The 22,338-nt window shown below is 70.8% G+C and carries 17 protein-coding genes and 1 pseudogene; 6 read left to right on the top strand and 12 right to left on the bottom strand.

Annotation, left to right across the window (positions count from 1 at the left end; all coding sequences use genetic code 11):
• Positions 1 to 97: 97 nt before the first annotated feature.
• The gene (locus OG709_RS11715; RefSeq protein WP_250298510.1) at positions 98 to 1,387 is read right to left on the bottom strand and encodes a citrate synthase; all 1,290 of its coding nucleotides are present in this window, start codon (positions 1,385 to 1,387) and stop codon (positions 98 to 100) included.
• 133 nt (positions 1,388 to 1,520) lie between these two features.
• On the bottom strand, positions 1,521 to 3,791 hold the full coding sequence (recD2, locus tag OG709_RS11720; RefSeq protein ID WP_250298511.1) for an SF1B family DNA helicase RecD2: 2,271 nt from the start codon (positions 3,789 to 3,791) through the stop codon (positions 1,521 to 1,523).
• Between the two features lie 198 nt (positions 3,792 to 3,989).
• On the opposite strand from recD2, the gene OG709_RS11725 reads away from it, so the two are divergent.
• Both OG709_RS11725 and OG709_RS11730 read left to right on the top strand, forming a co-directional pair.
• Positions 3,990 to 5,015: a LacI family DNA-binding transcriptional regulator gene (locus tag OG709_RS11725; RefSeq protein ID WP_329165947.1), complete on the top strand. Its 1,026-nt coding sequence runs from the start codon at positions 3,990 to 3,992 to the stop codon at positions 5,013 to 5,015.
• A 15-nt stretch (positions 5,016 to 5,030) separates the two neighbouring features.
• Complete coding sequence (locus tag OG709_RS11730; RefSeq protein ID WP_329165949.1) at positions 5,031 to 5,936, top strand: ribokinase; 906 nt, start codon at positions 5,031 to 5,033, stop codon at positions 5,934 to 5,936.
• Positions 5,937 to 6,281: 345 nt separating this feature from the next.
• Here the strand turns inward: OG709_RS11730 and OG709_RS11735 are convergent, their stop codons facing one another.
• The 6 genes from OG709_RS11735 to OG709_RS11760 form a co-directional block, all read right to left on the bottom strand.
• A complete protein-coding gene (locus OG709_RS11735) occupies positions 6,282 to 7,160 on the bottom strand; it encodes a geranyl diphosphate 2-C-methyltransferase (protein ID WP_250298514.1) in 879 nt (292 codons plus the stop codon).
• Positions 7,161 to 7,176: 16 nt separating this feature from the next.
• Positions 7,177 to 8,436, bottom strand: a complete 1,260-nt coding sequence (locus OG709_RS11740; RefSeq protein ID WP_250298515.1) for a family 2 encapsulin nanocompartment cargo protein terpene cyclase — start codon at positions 8,434 to 8,436, stop codon at positions 7,177 to 7,179.
• A 190-nt stretch (positions 8,437 to 8,626) separates the two neighbouring features.
• Positions 8,627 to 10,036, bottom strand: coding sequence for a family 2B encapsulin nanocompartment shell protein (locus tag OG709_RS11745; protein ID WP_250298516.1), 1,410 nt, complete (start codon positions 10,034 to 10,036; stop codon positions 8,627 to 8,629).
• 377 nt (positions 10,037 to 10,413) lie between these two features.
• Positions 10,414 to 11,214, bottom strand: coding sequence for a sugar phosphate isomerase/epimerase family protein (locus OG709_RS11750; RefSeq protein WP_266645054.1), 801 nt, complete (start codon positions 11,212 to 11,214; stop codon positions 10,414 to 10,416).
• 32 nt (positions 11,215 to 11,246) lie between these two features.
• Complete coding sequence (locus OG709_RS11755; protein WP_250298518.1) at positions 11,247 to 12,407, bottom strand: dihydrodipicolinate synthase family protein; 1,161 nt, start codon at positions 12,405 to 12,407, stop codon at positions 11,247 to 11,249.
• The gene (locus tag OG709_RS11760) at positions 12,404 to 13,564 is read right to left on the bottom strand and encodes a Gfo/Idh/MocA family protein (protein WP_250298519.1); all 1,161 of its coding nucleotides are present in this window, start codon (positions 13,562 to 13,564) and stop codon (positions 12,404 to 12,406) included. The genes OG709_RS11755 and OG709_RS11760 overlap by 4 nt, the downstream gene beginning before the upstream one ends.
• 122 nt (positions 13,565 to 13,686) lie before the next feature.
• On the opposite strand from OG709_RS11760, the gene OG709_RS11765 reads away from it, so the two are divergent.
• On the top strand, positions 13,687 to 14,748 hold the full coding sequence (locus OG709_RS11765; RefSeq protein WP_329165955.1) for a LacI family DNA-binding transcriptional regulator: 1,062 nt from the start codon (positions 13,687 to 13,689) through the stop codon (positions 14,746 to 14,748).
• 139 nt (positions 14,749 to 14,887) lie between these two features.
• Positions 14,888 to 15,661, top strand: a pseudogene (locus tag OG709_RS11770) (sugar phosphate isomerase/epimerase family protein); the annotation flags it as partial.
• Here the strand turns inward: OG709_RS11770 and OG709_RS11775 are convergent.
• Positions 15,552 to 16,517: an EamA family transporter gene (locus tag OG709_RS11775; RefSeq protein ID WP_266643102.1), complete on the bottom strand. Its 966-nt coding sequence runs from the start codon at positions 16,515 to 16,517 to the stop codon at positions 15,552 to 15,554. The pseudogene OG709_RS11770 and the gene OG709_RS11775 overlap by 110 nt on opposite strands.
• 112 nt (positions 16,518 to 16,629) lie before the next feature.
• Here OG709_RS11775 and OG709_RS11780 point away from each other — a divergent pair, with 112 nt between their 5' ends.
• Complete coding sequence (locus OG709_RS11780) at positions 16,630 to 17,538, top strand: LysR family transcriptional regulator (RefSeq protein ID WP_326695630.1); 909 nt, start codon at positions 16,630 to 16,632, stop codon at positions 17,536 to 17,538.
• 99 nt (positions 17,539 to 17,637) lie between these two features.
• Here the strand turns inward: OG709_RS11780 and OG709_RS11785 are convergent, their stop codons facing one another.
• Positions 17,638 to 18,195, bottom strand: a complete 558-nt coding sequence (locus tag OG709_RS11785; RefSeq protein WP_326694864.1) for a DinB family protein — start codon at positions 18,193 to 18,195, stop codon at positions 17,638 to 17,640.
• Between the two features lie 242 nt (positions 18,196 to 18,437).
• On the opposite strand from OG709_RS11785, the gene OG709_RS11790 reads away from it, so the two are divergent.
• Positions 18,438 to 20,249, top strand: a complete 1,812-nt coding sequence (locus OG709_RS11790; RefSeq protein ID WP_326694863.1) for a glycoside hydrolase family 3 protein — start codon at positions 18,438 to 18,440, stop codon at positions 20,247 to 20,249.
• A 118-nt stretch (positions 20,250 to 20,367) separates the two neighbouring features.
• Here the strand turns inward: OG709_RS11790 and OG709_RS11795 are convergent, their stop codons facing one another.
• The gene (locus OG709_RS11795) at positions 20,368 to 21,801 is read right to left on the bottom strand and encodes a S28 family serine protease (protein WP_250298524.1); all 1,434 of its coding nucleotides are present in this window, start codon (positions 21,799 to 21,801) and stop codon (positions 20,368 to 20,370) included.
• Positions 21,802 to 21,911: 110 nt separating this feature from the next.
• Complete coding sequence (locus tag OG709_RS11800; RefSeq protein ID WP_266645052.1) at positions 21,912 to 22,316, bottom strand: hypothetical protein; 405 nt, start codon at positions 22,314 to 22,316, stop codon at positions 21,912 to 21,914.
• Positions 22,317 to 22,338: the final 22 nt, after the last annotated feature.

Here is a 22,338-nt window from a genome sequence, read left to right on the forward strand (position 1 = left end):
TCGGTTACGGCCTCCACCGTCATCAACGGGGGAGGCCGCAGAAGCACCCGGCGTCCGCGCGAGGCGTCGGCCGGGTGCGTCGGCGGGGCTGACTGTGTCAGCGGCCCTCGACCGGCGTGAAGTCGCGCAGGACCTCACCGGTGTAGATCTGGCGCGGGCGGCCGATACGGCTTCCCGGCTCCTTGATCATCTCGTGCCACTGGGCGATCCAGCCGGGCAGCCGGCCGATCGCGAAGAGCACGGTGAACATCTCGGTCGGGAAGCCCATGGCCCGGTAGATCAGACCCGTGTAGAAGTCCACGTTCGGGTAGAGCTTCCGCTCGACGAAGTAGTCGTCGGCCAGCGCGTGCTCTTCGAGCTTCAGCGCGATGTCCAGCAGCTCGTCGTCCTTGCCGAGAGCCGAGAGGACGTCGTGCGCCGCCGCCTTGATGATCTTCGCCCGCGGGTCGAAGTTCTTGTAGACGCGGTGCCCGAAGCCCATGAGCTTCACGCCGTCTTCCTTGTTCTTCACCTTGCGGATGAAGCTGTCGACGTCGCCGCCGGACTGCTTGATGCCTTCGAGCATCTCCAGCACCGACTGGTTGGCGCCACCGTGCAGCGGGCCCCACAGCGCGCTGATACCGGCGGAGATCGAGGCGAACATGTTCGCCTGCGAGGAGCCGACCAGACGCACGGTGGACGTCGAGCAGTTCTGCTCGTGGTCCGCGTGCAGGATGAACAGCTTGTCCAGCGCCGCGACCACGACCGGGTCGGGCACGTACTCCTGCGAGGGGACCGAGAAGGTCATCCGCAGGAAGTTCTCCACGTACCCGAGGTCGTTGCGCGGGTAGACGAACGGGTGGCCGATCGACTTCTTGTACGCGTACGCCGCGATGGTCGGCAGCTTCGCGAGCAGGCGGATCGTCGAGAGGTGACGCTGCTCCTCGTCGAAGGGGTTGTGGCTGTCCTGGTAGAACGTCGACAGCGCGCTGACCACGGAGGACAGCATCGCCATCGGGTGCGCGTCGCGCGGGAAGCCGTCGAAGAACCGCTTGACGTCCTCGTGCAGCAGGGTGTGCTGCGTGATCTCGTTCTTGAAGGTCGCCAGCTCGTCGACCTTGGGAAGCTCGCCGTTGATCAGCAGATACGCCGTCTCAAGGAAGGTCGACTGCTCGGCGAGCTGCTCGATCGGGTATCCGCGGTAGCGCAGAATGCCCTGCTCGCCGTCGAGGTAGGTGATCCCGGATTTGTACGCGGCGGTGTTGCCGTATCCGCTGTCCAGTGTCACCAGACCGGTCTGGGCCCTGAGCTTCCCGATGTCGAAGCCCTTGTCGCCGACGGTGCTGTCGATCACCGGGTAGGTGTACTCGCCATCGCCGTACCGCAGTACTACAGAGTTGTCGCTCACGTCATCCCTCACCGACCTAGTGCCTCTTCTTCGAGGTGCCCTGACTGTCTCTACCATCCCCCACTTGGCTCAGCAGAGTGCACTCGGGGTCGCCCATTGGGCTATTTAGCGGCACTGAGTGCCGCCAACTTATCTATCCTGCCCTCTGCCCTCCGACACCGGAAACCCGGGGTGACGTTTGCCACGGCTGCGCCTCGGGCCTTCCCCCTGCCAGTCTGTGGTCAAGCGCGGTAAACCGCCTGCCCGCGGAGACCGTGCGCACCGCCTGGCCGATCGCCTTGCGGGAGCCGACCAGGACGACCAGCTTCTTCGCCCGGGTCACTGCCGTGTAGAGCAGATTTCGCTGGAGCATCATCCAGGCGCCCGTGGTGACCGGAATGACCACCGCCGGATACTCGCTGCCCTGCGAACGGTGGATCGTCACGGCGTACGCGTGCGCCAGCTCGTCCAGCTCGTCGAAGTCGTACGGCACCTCTTCGTCCTCGTCGGTGCGCACCGTCAGCTTCTGGTCCTCCGGGTCGAGCGAAGTGACCACGCCCACCGTGCCGTTGAAGACGCCGTTGGCACCCTTGTCGTAGTTGTTGCGGATCTGGGTGACCTTGTCGCCGACCCGGAAGACCCGGCCGCCGGACCGCTTCTCCGGCAGGCCGGGCCTGGCCGGGGTGATCGCCTGCTGGAGCAGTCCGTTGAGGGTGCCCGCGCCGGCCGGGCCGCGGTGCATGGGGGCCAGCACCTGGACGTCCCGGCGCGGGTCGAGGCCGAACTTCCGCGGGATGCGACGGGCCGCCACGTCGACGGTGAGTCTGCCCGCCTCCTCCGTCTCGTCCTCGACGAAGAGGAAGAAGTCCGGCAGGCCCTGGGTGATCGGGTGCGTACCGGAGTTGATCCGGTGGGCGTTGGTGACGACGCCGGACTGCTGGGCCTGGCGGAAGATCCGGGTCAGCCGGACGTTCGGCGCGGGGCTGGTGGCGGAGAGCAGATCGCGCAGCACCTCCCCCGCGCCGACCGAGGGCAGCTGGTCCACATCGCCGACCAGGAGCAGATGGGCGCCGGGGGCGACGGCCTTGACCAGTTTGTTGGCGAGGAGCAGGTCCAGCATCGACGCCTCGTCCACCACGACCAGGTCCGCGTCGAGCGGGCGCTCCCGGTCGTACGCCGCGTCGCCGCCCGGTTTCAGCTCCAGGAGGCGGTGCACGGTGGACGCCTCGGCGCCGGTCAGCTCGGAGAGCCGCTTGGCGGCGCGCCCGGTGGGGGCGGCCAGCAGGACCTTGGCCTTCTTGGCGCGGGCCAGTTCGACGACCGAGCGGACCGTGAAGGACTTGCCGCAGCCGGGGCCGCCGGTGAGGACGGCGACCTTCTCGGTGAGCGCGAGCCGGACCGCCGCCTGCTGCTCGGGGGCCAGCTCCGCGCCCGTACGCCCCGCGAGCCAGGTCAGGGCCTGCGTCCAGTCGACGTCCCGGAAGGCGGGCATCCGGTCCTCCTCGGTGCGCAGCAGCCGGACGACCTGGGAGGCGAGGGAGATCTCGGCGCGGTGGAAGGGGACCAGATACACCGCGCTGATCCATTCCTCACCGCCTTCGGGGCCCGGCACCCGCTCCCGTACGACGCCCTCCTCCACGGCCAGTTCGGCGAGGCAGTCGATGACCAGGCCGGTGTCGACCTGGAGGAGCTTGACCGCGTCGGAGATGAGCTGCTCCTCGGGGAGGAAGCAGTGGCCCTGGTCGGTGGACTGGGACAGCGCGTACTGGAGGCCGGCTTTCACCCGCTCCGGCGAGTCGTGCGGGATCCCGACGGCCTGGGCGATGCGGTCGGCGGTGAGGAAGCCGATGCCCCAGACGTCGGCGGCCAGCCGGTACGGCTCGTTCCGCACGACGGAGATCGAGGCGTCGCCGTACTTCTTGTAGATGCGCACGGCGATGGAGGTGGAGACACCGACCCCCTGGAGGAAGATCATCACTTCCTTGATCGCCTTCTGCTCCTCCCAGGCGGCGCCGATCATCTTCGTGCGCTTGGGCCCGAGGCCGGGGACCTCGACGAGGCGCTTGGGCTCCTGCTCGATGATGTCGAGGGTGTCCAGGCCGAAGTGCGTGGTGATCCGGTCGGCCATCACCGGGCCGATGCCCTTGATGAGGCCGGAGCCCAGATAGCGCCGGATGCCCTGGATGGTCGCGGGGAGGATCGTCGTGTAGTTCTCCACGGTGAACTGCTTGCCGTACTGGGAGTGCGAGCCCCAGTGCCCCTCCATGCGCAGCGATTCCCCCGGCTGCGCGCCGAGCAGCGAGCCGACGACGGTCAGCAGGTCGGAGCCGCGGCCGGTGTCGACGCGGGCGACCGTGTAGCCGTTCTCCTCGTTGGCGTAGGTGATCCGCTCCAGGACCCCTTCCAGCACTGCCATGTTGGACATGGGAAGACGCTACCGCCCGGGTCCGACAGGCCGTCCCGGGGAGCGTCTGCGCGCCCCGGGGCACCCGGGCACAAACCGGGACGGCACCGTCACGATCGGGTCACGGAGTGCTGGAGGCTTCTTGACCCGCACCCGTGTAATCGATTTCAATCACCTGTGTAATCGATTCCATGCGGTGTATGAGGAGGCGGCCCTGCGATGGCGAGCATCAAGGACGTCGCTGCCGGTGCGGGCGTTTCCGTCGCCACGGTGTCCCGGGTGCTCAACGGCCATCCGTCGGTCCGGCCCGACACCCGCGCCCGGGTGTCGGCCGCCGTGGAGGCCCTCGGCTACCGGCCGAACGCGGTGGCCCGTTCCCTGCGCACCGCGCAGACCCGCACCCTCGGCCTGGTCATCAGCGACGTGCTGAACCCGTACTTCACCGAGCTGGCCCGCTCCGTCGAGGACGAGGCCCGCGCCCACGGCTACAGCGTCGTCATCGGGAACGCCGACGAACAGCCCGCCCTCCAGGACCACCACATCCGCACCCTCGTCGACCGGCGCATCGACGGCCTGCTCGTCAGCCCCACCGACGGCGGCTCCCCGCTGATGCTGGACACCGTACGGGCCGGTACCCCGATGGTCTTCGTGGACCGCTGGATCCCGGGGGTGGACGTCCCCGTCGTACGGTCCGACGGGGACGCCGCCGTCCGCGACCTGGTCGCCCATCTCTACGCGCTCGGCCACCGCAGGCTCGCCATCATCGCGGGCCCGGCCACGACCACCACCGGCAGCGAGCGCGTCGAAGCCTTCCGCGACGCCCTGCGGGAGCACGGGCTGCCGCTGCCCGACGCCCTGATCGGACACGGCGACTTCCAGGCGGCGAGCGGGCGCCGCGAGACCGAGCGTTTCCTCGCGCTCGCCGAGCCGCCCGAGGCCGTCTTCGCCGCGGACAATCTCATGGCCCTCGGCGCGATGGACGCGATCCGGGCCCGCGGGCTGCGCATCCCGCACGACATCGCGCTCGCGGCCTTCGACGACATCCCGTGGTTCGTGCACACCGACCCGCCGGTCACGGCCATCGCCCAGCCCACCGGTGAACTCGGCCGGGCCGCCGTACGGGCCCTGATCGACCGGATCGAGGGCAGGGTCCCGCGGTCCGCGATCCTGCCCGCCCGGCTGGTGGTCCGGCGCTCCTGCGGCGAGCCGCCCGCGCCGCACCGGACCGGCAACTCCAGGAAATAGGAAAGCAGGACAGAGATGTACGACTACGACCTGCTGGTCGTGGGGTCGGCCAACGCCGACCTGGTGATCGGCGTCGAACGCCGCCCCGCCCCCGGCGAGACCGTGCTCGGTTCCGACCTGTCGGTCCACCCGGGCGGCAAGGGCGCCAACCAGTCGCTGGCCGCCGCCCGGCTCGGCGCCCGCAGCGCCCTGCTGGCCCGGGTCGGGGACGACGCCCACGGGCGGCTGCTGCTGGACTCCCAGCGCGCGGCCGGGGTCGACACCACCGGCGTTCTCGTCGGCGGAGCGCCCACCGGGGTCGCCCTGGTCACCGTGGACCCGTCGGGCGACAACAGCATCGTCGTCTCACCGGGCGCCAACGCCCGGCTCACCCCCGACGACATCCGCGCGGCGGGCGCCCTGTTCGCCGCGGCGCGGGTGGTGTCGGCGCAGCTGGAGATCCCGCTGGAGACGGTCACCGAGGTGGCGCGCACCCTTCCGGCCGGGGTCCGGTTCGTCCTGAACCCGTCCCCGCCCGCGCCGCTGCCCGACGACGTGCTGGCGGCCTGCGACCCGCTGGTGGTCAACGAGCACGAGGCGGCGGTCGTGCTGGGCGGCACGGCGGGCGACTCCCCCGAGGACTGGGCGCGGGCGCTGCTCGCGCTCGGGCCGCGCTCCGTGGTGATCACGCTGGGCGCGGCGGGCGCGCTGGTCGCGGACGGCCGTACGGGTACGGTCGCGCGGGTACCGAGCCCCCGGGTCGAGGCCGTGGACACCACGGGCGCCGGTGACGCCTTCACCGCCGCGCTGGCCTGGCGGCTCGGGCTGGGCGAAGAGCTGGCGGAGGCCGCCGCGTTCGCCGCGCGGGTGGGTGCGGCGGCCGTCACGAAGGCCGGTGCGCAGGAGTCCTACCCGACCGCCGACGAGGTCTCCGCACGGTGAGGGCGGCGGGCGTCCTCGCCCGTCAACTCCCCTGCGCCTGAGCCGAAGTGGCCCGTCGCCGGGTGAAGTGGCTTGTGCAGTCCAGGAGATGAGCCGTGCGAGAGGGCCCGGTCCGCTGGACCGGGCCCTCGTCGCGTTCCCCTCCCCTGATACCAGAGCTTCCCGTATCCCCCCAGATCCGTCCCCCCGAAGCCCTGATGCCACGTACGACTGCCGTTACGGGGAAAGGGTTGTACGGATGCGGGGAGTTATTTTTCCGGTCGGCCGCCGGCCGGGATCGGATCGGCTGCCGACCCGGATCGGACGAGGTCGTCGGCCAGGATCGGACGCGGCCGTCAGCCGGGATCAGACCCGGTCGGCCGCGATCAGGAGGTACTGGAACGAGCCGTCCTTGTACGAGTTGATGAACGCCTCCTCGATGCCGGTGACCAGCGAGGACGTGGCCCGCAGCTCCCAGTAGGGCAGCGTCGCAGCCGTCAGGTCGATGATCGTCTGCGGTACGAGACGGTTGTCGGCCATCGACTTCAGGTACTCCCGGCGGGAGTGGATGTTGCACTCGAAGTGCGCGTTGATCTGGGAGACCCACTTCGACGGCTGGCCGTAACGCGGGTTCCAGCAGCCGGTGATGGTCACGTAGCGGCCACCGACCCGGAGGATGCGGGAGTGCTCGGCGAAGAGGTCGTCCAGGTCGACGTACATACTCGACTCGTTGTTCCACGAGCCCGCGGCCTGCCCGGTCTCGAAGGGCGTGGCGAGCATGTTGCAGACCTGGGCGTGGACGTGGTCCTCGATGCCGAGTTCGTGCGCACGGCGGTTGCCGAATTCGGCCTGCTTGGCCGACAGGGTGACGCCCTCGACCTTGCAGCCGAAGCGCTGGTGGGCCATGACGCTCGAACCGCCCCGGCCGCAGCCCGCGTCCACGAGCATGTCGTCACGCCCGATGGATCCGAGGTGGTCCAGGAGGACTTCGGCCTGCGCCGACTCCAGGCGGTGGAGCTCGGCGATCAGCTTCTTCTCGTACTCGCTGTCGAGCGTGTCCCCGAGGGCGGCGTGGTCGACATCGCCGATGCCGTAGTGGTGGTGGTAGAGCCCGTCGACGTCACCGAGACGCAAGTTCACGGGCCTGGCCTCCTGGTCCCAGTAGCGGGCGATGTCACCCTGGTAGGGCGACACCGGGGCCGGGATGAAAACGGGGGCGTCGGTGGTGAGCTCGGTGCTGGTCATAGTTGAAGTCCGCTCCTTACCAGAAATCGGGCAGGCTGTATCGATAGGTGTTGGTCTGGTGCCAGTAGTGGTTGCCGTCGACCCAGGTGGCCACTCCCCGGAGGAAACGCAGCACGCTCGGGACGGGGCAGTCGGCTGCCAGCGCGGCGGCTTCGCTCTCGAAGCCGTGCATGAGGTCGTTGTGGACCTCGACCGCCTTCAGATAGGCGTCCCGGTCGGAGACGCTCTCGCGTTCGGCGATCACCACGGGCAGGTTCAGGTGTCTGCCGGGGCTGTTGAGCTCCTTGGTGTACGAGTACAGGTCGTTGACGATCGTGGTGGCGTTGCCGGCGAGCGCGATGACCCGCTGCATGGCCGGCTGGGCGTGCAGGTCGGCGGGGAGTTCGTAGCCGCCGACGGTGTCCGTGATGGTGGGGCAGGGGCGGAAGTTGTTGAACTGGCGCATCGCCAGGTACTCCCACACCTCGGGGACGTGATCCGCCTCGGCCCACGCGGCCTCGGCCAGGTACCCCAGGTGCAGACGGGCCATGTCGTGCCGGTACCGGTCGGTCTGCGAGGGGGTGGCCTGCCGGTTGAAGTACTCCATGGCGGAGCGGTAGGCGCGCCGGGGCGCGTCCGACTGGAGCGACTCCGCCCACTGCGGCTCGTACTCCTGCGTCGTGTGCAGGGGATCGAGCGCCGTGTGAGCCAGCAGCAGTCGGCTGCCGAGTCCGACGGGCGAGCCGCCGTGGTCCTCGCAGTAGCAGTCGTCGACCGCGTTCTCGGCGACCATCAGGCGGGTGGCGACCATCAGATGGTCCACGGTGGGGGCGTCCGGGTGGCAGGCGACCATGTAGCGGCCGACGGAGAATCCGTCGAACTGGTCCTCCCACTCAGGGGGGAACGCCTGGACCTCGTCCACCGCCCACGCCTTGATCCGGTGGCTGACCTCCTCCACGCGCACCGGGTCGGGCGGCGCCACCGGATGGTGGTAGAGGCCCGGGATCGGCGTGCCCTCCGCCGGTTCCGCGAGTTCCGCGGGCTCGGCAGGAGCGGGCGGTTCCGCGCGCCGGGCCAGGTGCAGGCCCGCCGTGCCCAGACCGCTGGGGCCGCACAGGATCCGTTGCAGGGCGGCGCTCGGCTGCCGCACCGAGGCGCCCTCCTCCAGACGTGGAGCGATCAGGTCGCCACTCGGTCCCTTGTCGGGTACGGAGCCGGCTGCCCGGGTGCGTACCCCGGCGAGGGCCCCGGTGACAGGCAGACTCGGCTGCAGAGGGGAAGACCCGGGATCGGGCATCCGTAGCTCCTTGGTGAGGTGGGTGGGCTGCCCCCGGGCCGGGCGTGCTCGCCCCGGCCCGGGACCGGCAGGACCGGTCCGAACGTGCCGGAACCCGGCCTGACCCGGCTGACATCGACTGGAACCGTAGGGAACGTTCCGGAACCAGTTTGAAACGTCTGGAACCGGCTGGAACCGGGCCGGATGCTGCCTAGCGGCGGTGGGCGATCTGGACGTTCTCCAGGACGCCGAGCGCGTCGGGCAGCAGGACGGCGGCCGAGTAGTACGTGGTGACCAGGTACGAGATGATCGCCTGCTCGTTCATGCCCATGAAGCGCACCGACAGGCCCGGCTCGTACTCCTCCGGCAGGCCCGTCTGACGCAGGCCGATGACGCCCTGGTTGTCCTCACCGGTACGCATCGCAAGGATCGAGCTGGTGTTCTCCTTGCTGATGGGAATCTTGTTGCAGGGCAGGATCGGCACCCCGCGCCAGGCCGGGACCTGCTGGCCGCCGAGGTCGACGTGGTCCGGGTAGAGGCCGTAGGCGTTGAACCCACGGCCGATCGCCGCGATCGTCCGGGGATGGGCGAGGAAGAGCTTGGTGCCGCGGCGGCGGCTGAGCAGTTCGTCGAGGTCGTCCGGGGTGGGCGGGCCGGAGTGGGTCTGGATCCGCTGCTTGAAGGCGGCGTTGTGGAGCAGACCGAACTCGCGGTTGTTGACGAGCTCGTGCTCCTGGCGCTCGCGCAGCGCCTCGATGGTGAGCCTGAGCTGCTCCTCCGTCTGGTTCATCGGCCCGTTGTAGAGGTCGGCGACCCTGCTGTGGACGCGCAGAACCGTTTGGGCGACGGAGAGTTCGTACTCGCGCGGCCGGAGTTCGTAGTCGACGAAGGAGCCCGGCAGCGCCGCTTCGCCGGTGTGACCGGCCGACATCGCGATCTCGGCCTCACCGTGCCGCGTCTGCGGCCGGTCGGCGAGCGAGCCGAACTGCTGGAGGTGGGCCCGGAGTCCCGGCGCCGCGGCCTGTACGGCGTCGAAGTCGGCGCGGGACAGGGTGAGCAGCGTGCCCGCGGTCTCGGCCGTGGCGGTGTAGTCCCACCTCGCGTCCGCGTCCAGCAGGGCGTTCTCACCGAACCGGTCGCCGTCCGCGAGCAGGGCGACGGCGACCTCGTCCCCGTACTTGCCGACGGAGGTCTGCTTGATCCGCCCGTGGGCGACCAGATGGATCTGCTCGGCGGCGTTGCCCCGCTCGGCGAGCACCTCTCCGGCGCGGAAGTCCCGCTGCACGCACCGGTCGGCGATCGCGGTCAGCACCTCGACGTCGTCGAAGTCGCGCAGCAGGGCCAGTTCGCCCAGCTCGCGGGGGATCACCCGGACACCGCTGCCGTCCTGGACGAACTCGATCTTCCCGTCGCCGACGGTGTAGGTCAGCCGGCGGTTCACCCGGTAGGTGCCGCCCTTGGTCTCCACCCAGGGGAGCATCCGCAGCAGCCACCGGGAGGTGATCTCCTGCATCTGCGGGGCGGACTTGGTCGTGGTCGCCAGGTTGCGGGCAGCCGCCGTGCTCAGACTGGACTGCGCGGACGGCTCCGGCTGCACTTCCGGGCCGGTCTCAACGGTCATCTGACGAGTTCTCCTTTGCGGCGGCGGTGATCGGCGCAGGCGCGCCGACCGGTGAAAGAGGAAAGGCGGAGGGGGGAACGTGCGGGTGGATCACTGGCGGTCCGTCCGGATCCACGGGAACGCTAATGGCGGGTTCAGCCAACTCCGGCGGATCGCCCACCGAGTTACCTCGATTCAGCGATCTCTGCGCGCATCAGGTTTATTCGGATAAACGGCGGTATTCAGCCGTGAAGGTCGGCGCCGGTGGAACGCAAGAAGGGCGACCGCTCGGGCGGTCGCCCTTCTTGCCGTGTTCTGTCTGGTTGCGCGCCGGGCTCGCAGGAGCTCCGGGTCGCTGCGCTGGCTCGTTATGTTCGGGCTCGTCGCGCCCCCGGTGGCTACACCGCGTACCGCACGAACCGCTCAGCCGTCTCGCGCAGTACCTCCACGCCGTCCCGCGCCCACAACTCCTCGTTGAAGATCTCGACTTCGATCGGGCGGCCCGCGTACCCCACCGCGTCCACCCGCTCCCGCCACTCGCGCATGTCGACCGAGCCGTCGCCGATCTGGCCGCGCCCGTTCAGCACGCCGGCGGGCAGCGGTGTGGTCCAGTCGGCCAGTTGGAAGGTGTGGATCCGGCCGCCCGCGCCCGCCCTGGCGACCTGCGCGGGCGCCTGGTCGTCCCACCAGATGTGGTACGTGTCCACGGCGACGCCCACCTGCTCGGCCGGGAAGCGTTCCGCCAGGTCCAGCGCCTGCGTCAGGGTCGAGACCACGCAGCGGTCGGCGGCGAACATCGGGTGCAGCGGCTCGATCGCGAGACGTACGCCCCGCTCCCCCGCGTACGGCGCCAGCTCCGCCAGCGCGTCGGCGATCCGCTCCCGCGCCCCGTGCAGGTCCTTCGATCCGGCCGGGAGGCCGCCCGAGACCAGCACCAGCGTGTCCGTGCCCAGCGTCACCGCCTCGTCGACCGCCGCGCGGTTGTCGGCCAGCGCCGCCGCCCGCTCGGCGGGGTCGATCGCGGTGAGGAAGCCGCCGCGGCACAGCGTGGTGACGGTGAGGCCCGCGTCCCGTACCAGTCCGGCCGCCGCCGCGACCCCGTACTGCTGCACGGGCTCGCGCCACAGCCCGACACCGGGCACACCCAGGTCGGTGCAGGCGGTGACGAGTTCGGGCAGCGAGAGCTGCTTCACCGTCATCTGGTTGATGCTGAAGCGCGCGAGGTCAGCGGTCACTGCGGGACTCCGTACACGGTGAGCAGGGACGTCATCCGGGCCTCCGCGAGCGCCGGGTCCGGGAAGAGGCCGAGGCCGTCGGCGAGTTCGTAGGCCCGCGCGAAGTGCGGCAGCGAGCGGGCCGACTGGAGGCCGCCCACCATGGTGAAGTGGGACTGGTGGCCCGCCAGCCAGGCCAGGAGGACGACACCGGTCTTGTAGAAACGGGTCGGCTTCTGGAAGAGGTGCCGGGACAACTCGACCGTCGGGTCGAGCAGTTCACGGAAACCGCGCGCGTCGCCGGTGTCCAGCAGGCGTACGGCCTCGGCGGCCAGCGGCCCGAGCGGGTCGAAGATGCCGAGCAGGGCGTGGCTGAAGCCGCGCTCGTCGCCCGCGATCAGCTCGGGGTAGTTGAAGTCGTCGCCGGTGTAGCAGCGGACCCCGTCGGGCAGGCGGCGGCGGAGGTCCACCTCGCGCCGGGCGTCGAGCAGGGAGACCTTGATGCCGTCGACCTTGTCCGGGTGGGCGGCGATGACCTCCAGGAAGGTCTCGGTGGCCGCGTCCAGGTCCGTCGAGCCCCAGTACCCGTCGAGCGCCGGGTCGAACATCGGGCCGAGCCAGTGCAGCACGACCGGCTCCGCGCTCTGGCGCAGCAGGTGGCCGTAGACCTCCAGGTAGTCCTCGGGGCCCTTCGCGGTGGCCGCGAGTGCGCGCGAGGCCATCAGGATGGCCTGGGCGCCGGACTCCTCCACCAGGGCGAGCTGTTCCTCGTACGCCGCGACGACCTGTTCCCGCGTGACGTCGCCGGGCGGGAGCTGGTCGGTGCCGACCCCGCAGGCGATGGCGCCGCCGACCGACCTGGCCTCGGCGGCCGACCGGCGGATCAGCTCGGCCGCTCCCGCCCAGTCCAGGCCCATGCCGCGCTGCGCGGTGTCCATGGCCTCGGCCACGCCGAGCCCGTGCGACCAGAGGTGACGGCGGAAGGCCAGGGTGGCGTCCCAGTCGACGGCGGCCGGGCCGTCCGGCGAGACGTCGGCGTACGGGTCGGCGACGACGTGCGCGGCGGAGAAGACCGTACGGGAGGCGAGCGGCGCGCCGCCCGTGGTGAACGCGGCCGGTGCGGTGCGGGGGGTGTAGCGGTACGTACCGCCGCCCGCGCGCGGAAGCAGGATCGTCACAGGGAGATCTCCGGTACGTCGAGCCGGCGGCCCTCGGCGGACGACTTCAGTCCCAGCTCGGCGAGCTGCACGCCGCGCGCGCCGGCCAGCAGGTCCCAGTGGTACGGCTCGTCGAGCGCGATGTGGCGCAGGAAGAGCTCCCACTGGACCTTGAAGCCGTTGTCGAAGTCACCGTTGTCGGGGACCTCCTGCCACTGGTCGCGGAACGAGTGGGTGACGGGCAGGTCCGGGTTCCAGACCGGCTTGGGGGTGGAACTGCGGTGCTGGACACGGCAGTTGCGCAGCCCGGCGACGGCGGAACCCTCGGTGCCGTCGACCTGGAACTCGACGAGTTCGTCGCGGTTGACCCGGACCGACCAGGAGGAGTTGATCTGGGCGATCGCGCCGCCCTCCAGCTGGAAGATGCCGTACGCCGAGTCGTCGGCGGTCGCCTCGTAGGGCTCGGACTTCTCGTCCCAGCGCTGCGGGATGTGGGTGGCGGTGAGCGCCTGTACGGAGGTGACCCGGCCGAACAGCTCGTGCAGGACGTACTCCCAGTGCGGGAACATGTCGACGACGATGCCGCCGCCGTCCTCCGCGCGGTAGTTCCACGAGGGGCGCTGGGCCTCCTGCCAGTCGCCCTCGAAGACCCAGTAGCCGAACTCGCCGCGGACGGAGAGGATCTTCCCGAAGAAGCCGCCGTCGATGAGCCGCTTGAGCTTCAGCAGCCCCGGCAGGAACAGCTTGTCCTGGACGACGCCGTGCTTGATCCCGGCGGCCTCGGCCAGCCGGGCCAGCTCCAGGGCTCCGTCGAGGCCGGTGGCGGTCGGCTTCTCGGTGTAGATGTGCTTCCCGGCCGCGATGGCCTTCTTGAGCGCTTCTTCGCGGGCCGAGGTGACCTGCGCGTCGAAGTAGATGTCGATCTTCTCGTCACCCTCGGCGGCGAGCACGGCGTCGAGGTCGGTGGACCAGTGCTCCAGTCCGTGCTTCTCGGCCATCGCCCTGAGCACGTGCTCACGGCGGCCGACCAGGACGATCTCGGGCCAGAGCACGGTGCCGTCACCGAGGTCGAGCCCGCCCTCCTCACGGATCGCGAGGAGGGAACGAACCAGGTGCTGGCGGTAACCCATCCGGCCGGTCACGCCGTTCATGGCGATCCGCACTGTCTTACGTGTCACGAAAGTTCCCTCCACGAAACCCATAGCAAGCGCTTTCTACGCAGTATGAAGCTAACCTGCGGACACCGGCCCCGACAAGAGGCACGGGCAAGACATGTGGTCCGAGCGGTACGGAGGCAGAGATGACAGCGACCCTCGCGGACGTGGCGGCCCGCGCCCGGGTGTCCCCGGCGACGGTCTCCCGCGTGCTCAACGGCAACTACCCGGTGGCCGTGGCCACTCGGGAACGGGTGCTGCGGGCCGTGGACGAACTGGACTACGTGCTGAACGGGCCCGCGAGTTCCCTCGCCGCCGCCACCTCCGACCTGGTCGGCATCCTCGTCAACGACATCGCCGACCCGTTCTTCGGGATCATGGCGGGCGCGGCCCAGTCCGAGATCGGCGGCCAGGAGGGCACCGGGCGGGCGGGCGGCGAGAAGCTGGCGGTGGTCTGCAACACGGGTGGCTCGCCGGAGCGCGAACTCACCTATCTCACCCTGCTCCAGCGCCAGCGCGCGGCGGCCGTGGTGCTGACCGGCGGTGCGATCGAGGACCCCGGGCACACCGCGGCGGTCGCCGCCAAGCTGGCGAAGCTGTCCGGGGCGGGGACCCGGGTGGTGCTCTGCGGGCGGCCCCCCATTCCCGGCAGCGAGTCCGTGGTGACGACGCTGGCCTTCGACAACCGGGGCGGCGGACAGCAGCTCACCGAGCATCTGCTGTCGCTGGGGCACCGGCGGATCGGCTACGTGGCGGGGCCGGCGGAACGCACCACGACCCGCGACCGGCTGGACGGCCACCGGGTGGCGATGGCGCGGGCGGGGCTCGGCGACGGGCAGGACGGGCTCACGGTCCACGGCCCGTACGACCGCCGTTCCGGCTACGACGCGACGCGGGAACTCCTGCGCAGGGAGCCGGGGCTGACGGCGGTCGTGGCGGCGAACGACACGGTGGCGCTGGGCGCGTGCGCGGCCGTGCGGGACCAGGGGCTGCGGATTCCCGAGGACATCTCGGTGGCCGGCTTCGACGACCTGCCGTTCTCGGTGGACGCGATGCCCGCGCTGACGACGGTGCGGCTGCCGCTGCACGCGGCGGGGGCGCGGGCGGGTCGGCTGGCGATGGGCCGGGAGGCGGCTCCGGAGGGCGGCATCTCGGTGTTGCCGGGCGAGCTGATGGCTCGGGCGTCCACGGCGGCGCCGGGCCGGTGAGGGGGTGCGGCGGCCCCGCCCGCGAGCCGGGCTACCGCGAACGGGCGTCGTGGACCAATGATGTCCTGGCACCGACAGCAATCATGCAGGCATCGGTCTTCACGTCCGAGATGCTCAGGCTTCAGGAAGGAACAGTGCGTTGAAGTACGCGTTCTCCACCCTCGGGGTGCCAGGAATCACCGTCCAGGACGTGGTGCGACTCGCCGCGGACACCGGCTATCAGGGGGTCGAGCTGCGCGCGCACCCCGAGGAGGCGCTGCACCCCGGCACCGGATCACGGGAACGGGCCGCCGCGGCCGAGGAGTTCGCGCGCGGCGGCATCGAGATCCTCGGGGTCGCCGGGTACGTACGGGTGGCCGCCGAGGGTGACGACAAGGAGATCGAGGCCGGCCTCGCCGAGCTGGTCTTCCTCGCCGCCGACCTCGGCGCCCCGTTCGTCCGGGTCTTCCCCGGCGCGGGCGGCCAGGAACCGGCGGAGGCGGACGCGGCTGCCGCCCGACGGCTCGGCGCAGCCGCCGAGATCGCCGCCGACAAGGGCGTACGGATCCTCCTGGAGACCCACGACTCGCACCGCACCGGCGCCGACGCGGCCCGGGTACTGGGCCCGGTCGGCCACCGGAACGCCGGAGCGCTCTGGGACGTGATGCACACCTGGCTGGGGGGCGAGTCCCCGGCGGCCAGCCATGCCGTACTCGCCCCGCACCTCGGTTACGCCCAGGTCAAGGACATCGCGTCGGCCGAGGACACCACCCCGCTGCCGCTGGGGGCGGGCGTGCTGCCGCTCCGCGAGTGCGTGGAGCTGCTCAACTCGCCCGACGGATGGCTGTGCTGGGAGTACGAGAAGCGCTGGTACCCGCAAGCGGCGGAGCTGCCCGGTCTGCTGGTGGCGGGGCGGGAGTACCTGGAGCAGCTGAGCCGGGGCGCGACAGTGAAGTGACGGCGACCCCGCCGGCCAGCAGCACCGCGGCGCACCAGCGCAGCGGGGTCATCCCCTCGTGCAGCACCAGCGCGGCCGAGGACATCCCGAAGACCGGGACGAGCAGGGTGAAGGGGGCCACCGACGACGCGGGATGCCGGCTGAGCAGGAATCCCCAGGCGCCGAAGCCGAAGACCGTGGTGACCCACGCGACGTAGAGGACGATGCCCACGCCGCTCGGGTCGAGGGAGGTCAGGGCGTGCGCGTCGGCGCTCCAGCCCTCGGAGAGCAGGGAGAGTCCGAACAGCGGCAGGACCGGCACGGTGGACACCCACACCATGAAGTTCAGCGCGTCGGGCGGGGCGGCCCTGCGGGTGAGGACGTTCGACACTCCCCAGCAGGCCGCCGCCGCGACGACCAGCACGAAGGCGGTCACCGGGCCGCTCGCGCCCTCGTCGACGGCCGCGACGGCGATGCCCGCGAGCGCCACGGCCATCCCGGCGATCCGTGTCCGGCCCGGCCGCTCCCCCAGCGCCACGGCGGCGAACAGCGCGGTGAAGACCGCCTGGACCTGGAGCACCAGCGAGGAGAGCCCGGCGTCCATCCCGTGGTCCATGCCGATGAAGAGCAGCCCGAACTTGGCCACCCCCAGCACCAGTCCGACGGAGACGATGTACTTCCAGGCCACCTTCGGGCGGCCCACGAAGAACACCGCGGGCAGCGCGGCCACCAGGAACCGCAGGGCGGAGAAGAGCAGCGGCGGGAAGTGGCCGAGGCCGACCTCGATGACGGTGAAGTTGATCCCCCAGACCGCGGTGACGACCACGGCGAGGGCGATGTGGAGGGGACGCATGGACCGAGCATCACCGGAGCGGACCATGTAGCACCAGCGCGGAATTCTTCATGGTTGAATTGAGCATCGCTTATGAATGAAGGAACGGACCGACGGAACGGAAGGGCGCCCCGTGCTCGATCTCGCCCGGCTGCGCGCCCTGCACGCGGTCTCCGTACACGGTTCGGTGGTCGCCGCCGCGAGCGCGCTCGGGTACACCCCGTCCGCCGTGTCGCAGCAGATCACCAAGTTGGAACGGGAGACCAGGACCACCCTGCTGGAGCGCCGCGGCCGGGGCATCGCACTGACCGAGGAGGCGCTGCATCTCGCCGCCACCGCCCAGGAGTTGCTGGCGATCGTCGAGCGCGCGGAGACGACGCTGGAGGAGCGGAAGGGCCGGCCGACGGGACGGCTGACGATCGCCGCGTTCGCGTCCGCCGCGCGCGGGCTGCTCCCCGGGGTGCTGGCCGAACTGGCCGTCGCCCACCCGTCGTTGGACACCAGGCTCACCGAGGTCGACCCGCACCTCTCGCTCGATCTGGTGGCGAAGGGCGTGACGGATCTGGTGGTGGCGCACGACTGGGACATCGCCCCGCTGCCCGCCCCCGAAGGGGTCGAACAGGCGGTGATCGGCGACGACGTGTGCGATCTGCTCGTTCCCGGCGGGCATCCGCTGGCCGGGCGCACCGCGGTACGGCGCGAGGAGCTGGCCGGGGAGCGGTGGGTCTGCCAGCCGCCCGGCCGGGTCTGCCACGACTGGCTGGTGCGCACCCTGCGCGCGGCCGGTCAGGAGCCGGACATCGTGCACCAGGCGGAGGAGAACCCCACCCTGCTCGCCCTGGTCGCCGCCGGGCTCGGGGTCGCGGTGATCCCCCGGCTGGGGCGGGGGCCGGTGCCGGACGGGGCGGTGGCGGTGCCGCTCGATCCGATGCCGGTGCGCAGGCTGTACGCGCTGTGGCGGACGGGCGCCGCCCGGCGCCCCGCGATCACCGAGACCGTACGCATGCTCCAGGAGCACTGGGCCCGCGGGGGCCGGGCCTGAGGATCCGACAGGGATCCGGCCGGGCCTGAGGATCCGACAGGGATCCGGCCGGGCCTGAGGATCCGACGGGGATCCGGCCGGGCCCGGCCGCGCCGCCGGTCAGCCCATGGACTTGGCGCCGTCCAGGGACTCGCGGAGGATGTCGGCGTGACCGGCGTGCTGAGCGGTCTCGGCGATGAGGTGCAGCAGCACCCGGCGGGCCGACCACCGCGCGCCGGGCTCGAACCAAGGGGCTTTCGGCAGCGGCTGGGCGGCGCCCAGGTCGGGCAGGGTGGCGATCAGTTCGTCGGTCCGGTGGGCCACCTCGGCGTAGTCGGCCAGCACGCCTGCCAGCGTCTCACCGGGCAGCAGCCGGAACTCGTCGGCCCGCTGGACCCAGTCGGCCTCGGTCATGGCGGTGAAGTCCCTCATCACCGACGGGCCGTCCACGATGAAGCCCGCCCAGGTCCGCTCGACCGCGGCGACGTGCTTGATGAGACCGCCGAGGCACAGTTCACCCGCGGTGGTCCGCAGCCCGGCCTGCTCGTCGGTGAGGTCACGGGTGGTGAACCGCAGGAAGTGCCGTTGCTTGGCCAGCGCCTCCAGCAGGTCGGCACGCTCGCCGGTGACGGCCGGAACTCCGGCCTCGTCGTGGGCGATCGGGTCATTGGCGTTCATGGTCTCTGCCTTCTGTCGTTCCTGTTCCGCCGGACGAGAAGCACGCTAGAGGCCGACTAGGTCAGCGTCTGACCTTTATCGCGGGCTGATCGCAGTCCGAGCACGACGCCGGCCGTTCCCCCGTGTGCGCCAATGGGCTTCATTCTGCCCGCACCCTTGACCTGGCAGTTACTTTCCGGATATCCGTTCCCCTTGGAAGTTTCCTTCATTTTCCTTGCGCAGTACGGCCGGAAGGGGCACCAGTGCAGTACCGCACCTCCAGACGCACCCTGCTCACCGCTACCGCCGCGGTGGCCGCGGTGGCAGCCACCGGGACCACGGCGTACGCCGACCCCCGCGACCACGGTCAGGACCGGCAGCTCAAGAAGCTGATCGCCCGCATGAGCATCGAGGAGAAGGTCGGTCAGCTCTTCGTGATGCGGGTGTACGGGCACTCCGCGACAGCGCCCGACCAGGCCGACATCGACGCCAACCTCAGCGAGATCGGGGTCCGCACCGCCGCCGAACTGATCGCGAAGTACCACGTCGGCGGCATCATCTACTTCACCTGGGCGCACAACACCCGGGACCCGCACCAGATCGCCGCCCTCTCCAACGGCATCCAGCGGGCGGGCCTCGCCCAGCCCACCCCCGTGCCCCTGCTGATCGCCACCGACCAGGAACACGGCATCGTCTGCCGGGTCGGCTACCCGGCCACGCTGTTCCCCGGCGCGATGGCGCTGGGTGCGGGCCGCTCGCGCGAGGACGCCCGTACGGTGGGCCGCATCTCCGGGGCCGAACTGCACGCGATCGGCATCCGGCAGGACTACTCGACCGACGCGGACGTCAACGTCAACCCCGCCAACCCGGTCATCGGGGTCCGGTCCTTCGGCTCCGAACCGGCGGCCGTGGCCCGGATGGTCGGCGCCGAGGTGCAGGGCTACCAGAGCTCGCAGGTCGCCGCCACCGCCAAGCACTTCCCCGGCCACGGCGACACCTCGGTCGACAGCCACACGGGTATCCCGATCATCACCCACACCCGCGAGGAGTGGGAGCGCATCGACGCACCGCCGTTCAAGGCGGCCGTCGCCGCCGGGATCGACTCGATCATGACGGCGCACATCCAGTTCCCCGCACTGGACCCGAGCAACGACCCGGCCACCCTGTCCCGCCCGATCCTCACCGGCATCCTGCGCGAGGAACTCGGGTACGACGGCGTGGTCATCACCGATTCGCTGGGGATGCAGGGCGTACGGGACAAGTACGGCGACGACCGGGTCCCGGTGCTGGCACTCGGAGCGGGAGCGGACCAGCTGCTGAACCCGCCGGACCTCGCCACCGCCTGGAACGGCGTACTGAGCGCCGTGAAGAGCGGGGAGATCACCGAGGACCGGCTCGACGAATCGATCCTGCGGATCCTCCGGCTCAAGGAGCGGCGCGGGCTGTTCCGCGCTCCGTACGTGGACGACCGCCAGGTGGACCACGTCGTCGGCACCCGGTCCCATCTGGCCACCGCCGACCGGATCGCGGAGCGGACCACCACCCTGCTGGTGAACCGGGACCGGCTCCTCCCGCTCTCCCGGCGGCGCACCCGCAGCCTGCTGGTCGTCGGCGCCGACCCGGCCTCGCCCTCGGGGACGACGGGGCCGCCGACGGGCGTGCTGGGCAAGGAGCTGACCGGGCTCGGGTTCACCACCACGGTGCTGTCCACCGGCACGGCTCCCACCGCGGCGCAGATCGAGGGCGCCGTCGCCGCCGCGCGGGGCAAGGACGCGGTGATCGTCGGCACGTACGACGTGGCGGCGGGTGACGCGCAGTCCAAGCTGGTGGCCGCGCTCCTGGCGGCCGGTGCCACGGTGGTGCAGATCGCGATCCGCAACCCGTACGACATCGCGAACCTGCCCGGTGTCGGCGCCGCGCTCGCCACCTACAGCTGGACCGACGTCGAACTCCGGGCCGCGGCCCGGGTGATCGCCGGACGGGCGGAGCCGCGGGGCCAACTGCCCGTGCCCGTCCAGCGCGCCGACGATCCCACGCAGGTGCTGTACCCGGTCGGCCACGGTCTGACGTACTGACCGCCGCATTCACCGGTCCAGGCACCACCGCACGGCTGTGCCCGCCGCGTCCGGAACTCCGGTCGACGGCGGGCACAGTGTGTGGAGTTGCGCGTGGAGTTGTGCGTGGAGTTGTGCGTCAGGGCCGCAGGACCCGCTCGCGTCCCACGGTGGTCCTGTCGAGCTGCGCGTCGTACGCGGCGAGCGGTGCGGCCTGCGCCGGGTCGGCCTGGACCGCGGCCGGGGCGACGCCGGCCCAGGCCAGGATGCGGGCGGTGGCCTTCGCCTTGTCGGCGGGGGCGAGCCCGTCGACGTTGGCGCCGTGGTTCATCCCGGGCGCGGTGAAGACGTAACTGTCGTCCGCGTGCTTCCCGACGCTGAAGCGCTCGGCGCCCCACGGGTCGTTCTGCCCGTACACGTAGAGCATGTGGTGGGCGTTGTGCTTCACCCAGCGGTCCACGTCCGCCATCACGGACGGCTGGAACCGCATCGGGATGGAGCGGGGCACGAAGTGACGCGGCGCCTGGTAGCCGTAGCGGCTCAGCTTGCCGAGCCAGGGCTGCTGGATGTCCGGCGAACCGAGCTGGGTGCCCGCCTGGTAGTAGTACGGCGTGTACGGCTCCAGCCCCTGGTCGGTGTAGAAGGAGAAGCCGGAGATCGTGTCGACGGAGTCCCAGATGGCCTGGTCGGTGGCGTGCGGGGCGTCGGCGGGGACGGTGTCGCAGTCGGAGAGCAGGCTGTACTGCCAGAAGCCCCAGATGTAGTCCATCACCACGGCCTCGTAGGAACGGTCGAGGGAGCCGGTGGTGGTGAAGGTGTAGCCGTGGTCCGCCGCGTACTGGGCGTACTTCTTCTCCAGCGGCTCCCGCCGGACGAGCGCTTCGCGCTGCACGCCCTCCAGCCTGTCGCGGCACTCCTTGGTGCCGACCCCTGCGAGGAAGCGGTCGTACGCCGAGTCCTCGTCGTTGACGACGTCGTTCGGGGCGACGTAGGCGACGACCCCGTCCATGTCGCGCGGGTAGTAACGCTCGTAATAGGTGGCGGTCATGCCGCCCTTGGAACCGCCGGTGGTGAGCCAGTTCCTGGTGTAGATCTTCTTCAGCGCCGTGAACAGCCGGTGCTGGTCGCTCGCGGCCTGCCAGATGTCCAGCTTCGACCAGTCGGCGGGCTGCGGCCGGGAGGGGGTGAAGTACCGGTACTCCAGCGACACCTGGTTGCCGTCGACGATCCTGGTCGGCTCGGAGCGGCTGGGACTGGTGGAGACGTTGTAGCCGCCGGTGTAGAGGACCGTGGGCCGGCTGGTGTCTTTGTGCAGCAGCGTGAGGCGCTGCTCGAAGGTGCCCTTCGACGGGTGACGGTGGTCGATGGGCTGGGTGTACTGGAGGACGAAGAAACGGTAGCCCGTGTAGGGCTTCTCCTCGATGAGCTTCATTCCCGGTATCGCGAGGATCCGGTCCTTGATGTCCGGCGTGTCCGGTCCTGCCGCGGTGGCCGCACCGGCCGAAGCTCCTGCCACGCTCAAGGTGCCTATGAGCACCACGAACGCGAGCAGCCATCTGAGCGCCTTGCGCATTCAGCCCTCCCCTGGAGATCACTACGAGTAGCCGCGAACCTAGCGGGGGTAACGCATGGCACGCCAGACCCAGTTGACCATCCGTTGACCATCGGAGGGAGGTCGGGCACTCAGCAGAGCATCCAGCCGGAGGCGCCCTTCTTGCCGGAGACCACGCCCACGGCCCGCACACAGCGGTGCGTGGCACGGACCTTCACCGGCCCCGCCAGTCGGGTGAACCGGCCGCTGTCCACGACCGCTCGGGCGCCACGCGCCTGGAGCGAGACGGACATCTGCCTCCTGGGGCCCGGCGACCTGGCGAGCGTGACGGCACAGACGTACTGGCCGCTCCGGTAGACCTGCAACTGCCCGGTGGCGAAGGGCACCGTCCTCACCTGGTGCCCGGGACAGCCGGACGCCGCGGCGGCGGGCTGCGTGCCGGGCCCCACGAAGGCGAGGGCCAGCGCGGCGGCTGCGGTCAGCGCCCCCGCTCCGCGCCGCACACCACGCCGTACGCGCCTCGGTCCGCGCCACATGTCGAACACTTCTTCCCCCTCG

The sequence above is a fragment of the Streptomyces sp. NBC_01267 genome (genome assembly GCF_036241575.1).
In the GTDB taxonomy this organism is placed as follows: domain Bacteria; phylum Actinomycetota; class Actinomycetes; order Streptomycetales; family Streptomycetaceae; genus Streptomyces.

Excerpts from the sequence above, each read along its gene's own strand:
- OG709_RS11730 (WP_329165949.1), top strand. The coding sequence starts at position 5,031 with ATGTACGACTACGACCTGCTGGTCGTGGGGTCGGCCAACGCCGACCTG.
- OG709_RS11735 (WP_250298514.1), bottom strand. The coding sequence starts at position 7,160 with ATGACCAGCACCGAGCTCACCACCGACGCCCCCGTTTTCATCCCGGCC.
- OG709_RS11725 (WP_329165947.1), top strand. The coding sequence starts at position 3,990 with ATGGCGAGCATCAAGGACGTCGCTGCCGGTGCGGGCGTTTCCGTCGCC.
- OG709_RS11750 (WP_266645054.1), bottom strand. The coding sequence starts at position 11,214 with ATGACGGTGAAGCAGCTCTCGCTGCCCGAACTCGTCACCGCCTGCACC.
- OG709_RS11785 (WP_326694864.1), bottom strand. The coding sequence starts at position 18,195 with ATGAACGCCAATGACCCGATCGCCCACGACGAGGCCGGAGTTCCGGCC.
- OG709_RS11740 (WP_250298515.1), bottom strand. The coding sequence starts at position 8,436 with ATGCCCGATCCCGGGTCTTCCCCTCTGCAGCCGAGTCTGCCTGTCACC.
- OG709_RS11800 (WP_266645052.1), bottom strand. The coding sequence starts at position 22,316 with ATGTGGCGCGGACCGAGGCGCGTACGGCGTGGTGTGCGGCGCGGAGCG.
- OG709_RS11745 (WP_250298516.1), bottom strand. The coding sequence starts at position 10,036 with ATGACCGTTGAGACCGGCCCGGAAGTGCAGCCGGAGCCGTCCGCGCAG.
- OG709_RS11765 (WP_329165955.1), top strand. The coding sequence starts at position 13,687 with ATGACAGCGACCCTCGCGGACGTGGCGGCCCGCGCCCGGGTGTCCCCG.
- OG709_RS11795 (WP_250298524.1), bottom strand. The coding sequence starts at position 21,801 with ATGCGCAAGGCGCTCAGATGGCTGCTCGCGTTCGTGGTGCTCATAGGC.
- recD2 (WP_250298511.1), bottom strand. The coding sequence starts at position 3,791 with ATGTCCAACATGGCAGTGCTGGAAGGGGTCCTGGAGCGGATCACCTAC.
- OG709_RS11775 (WP_266643102.1), bottom strand. The coding sequence starts at position 16,517 with ATGCGTCCCCTCCACATCGCCCTCGCCGTGGTCGTCACCGCGGTCTGG.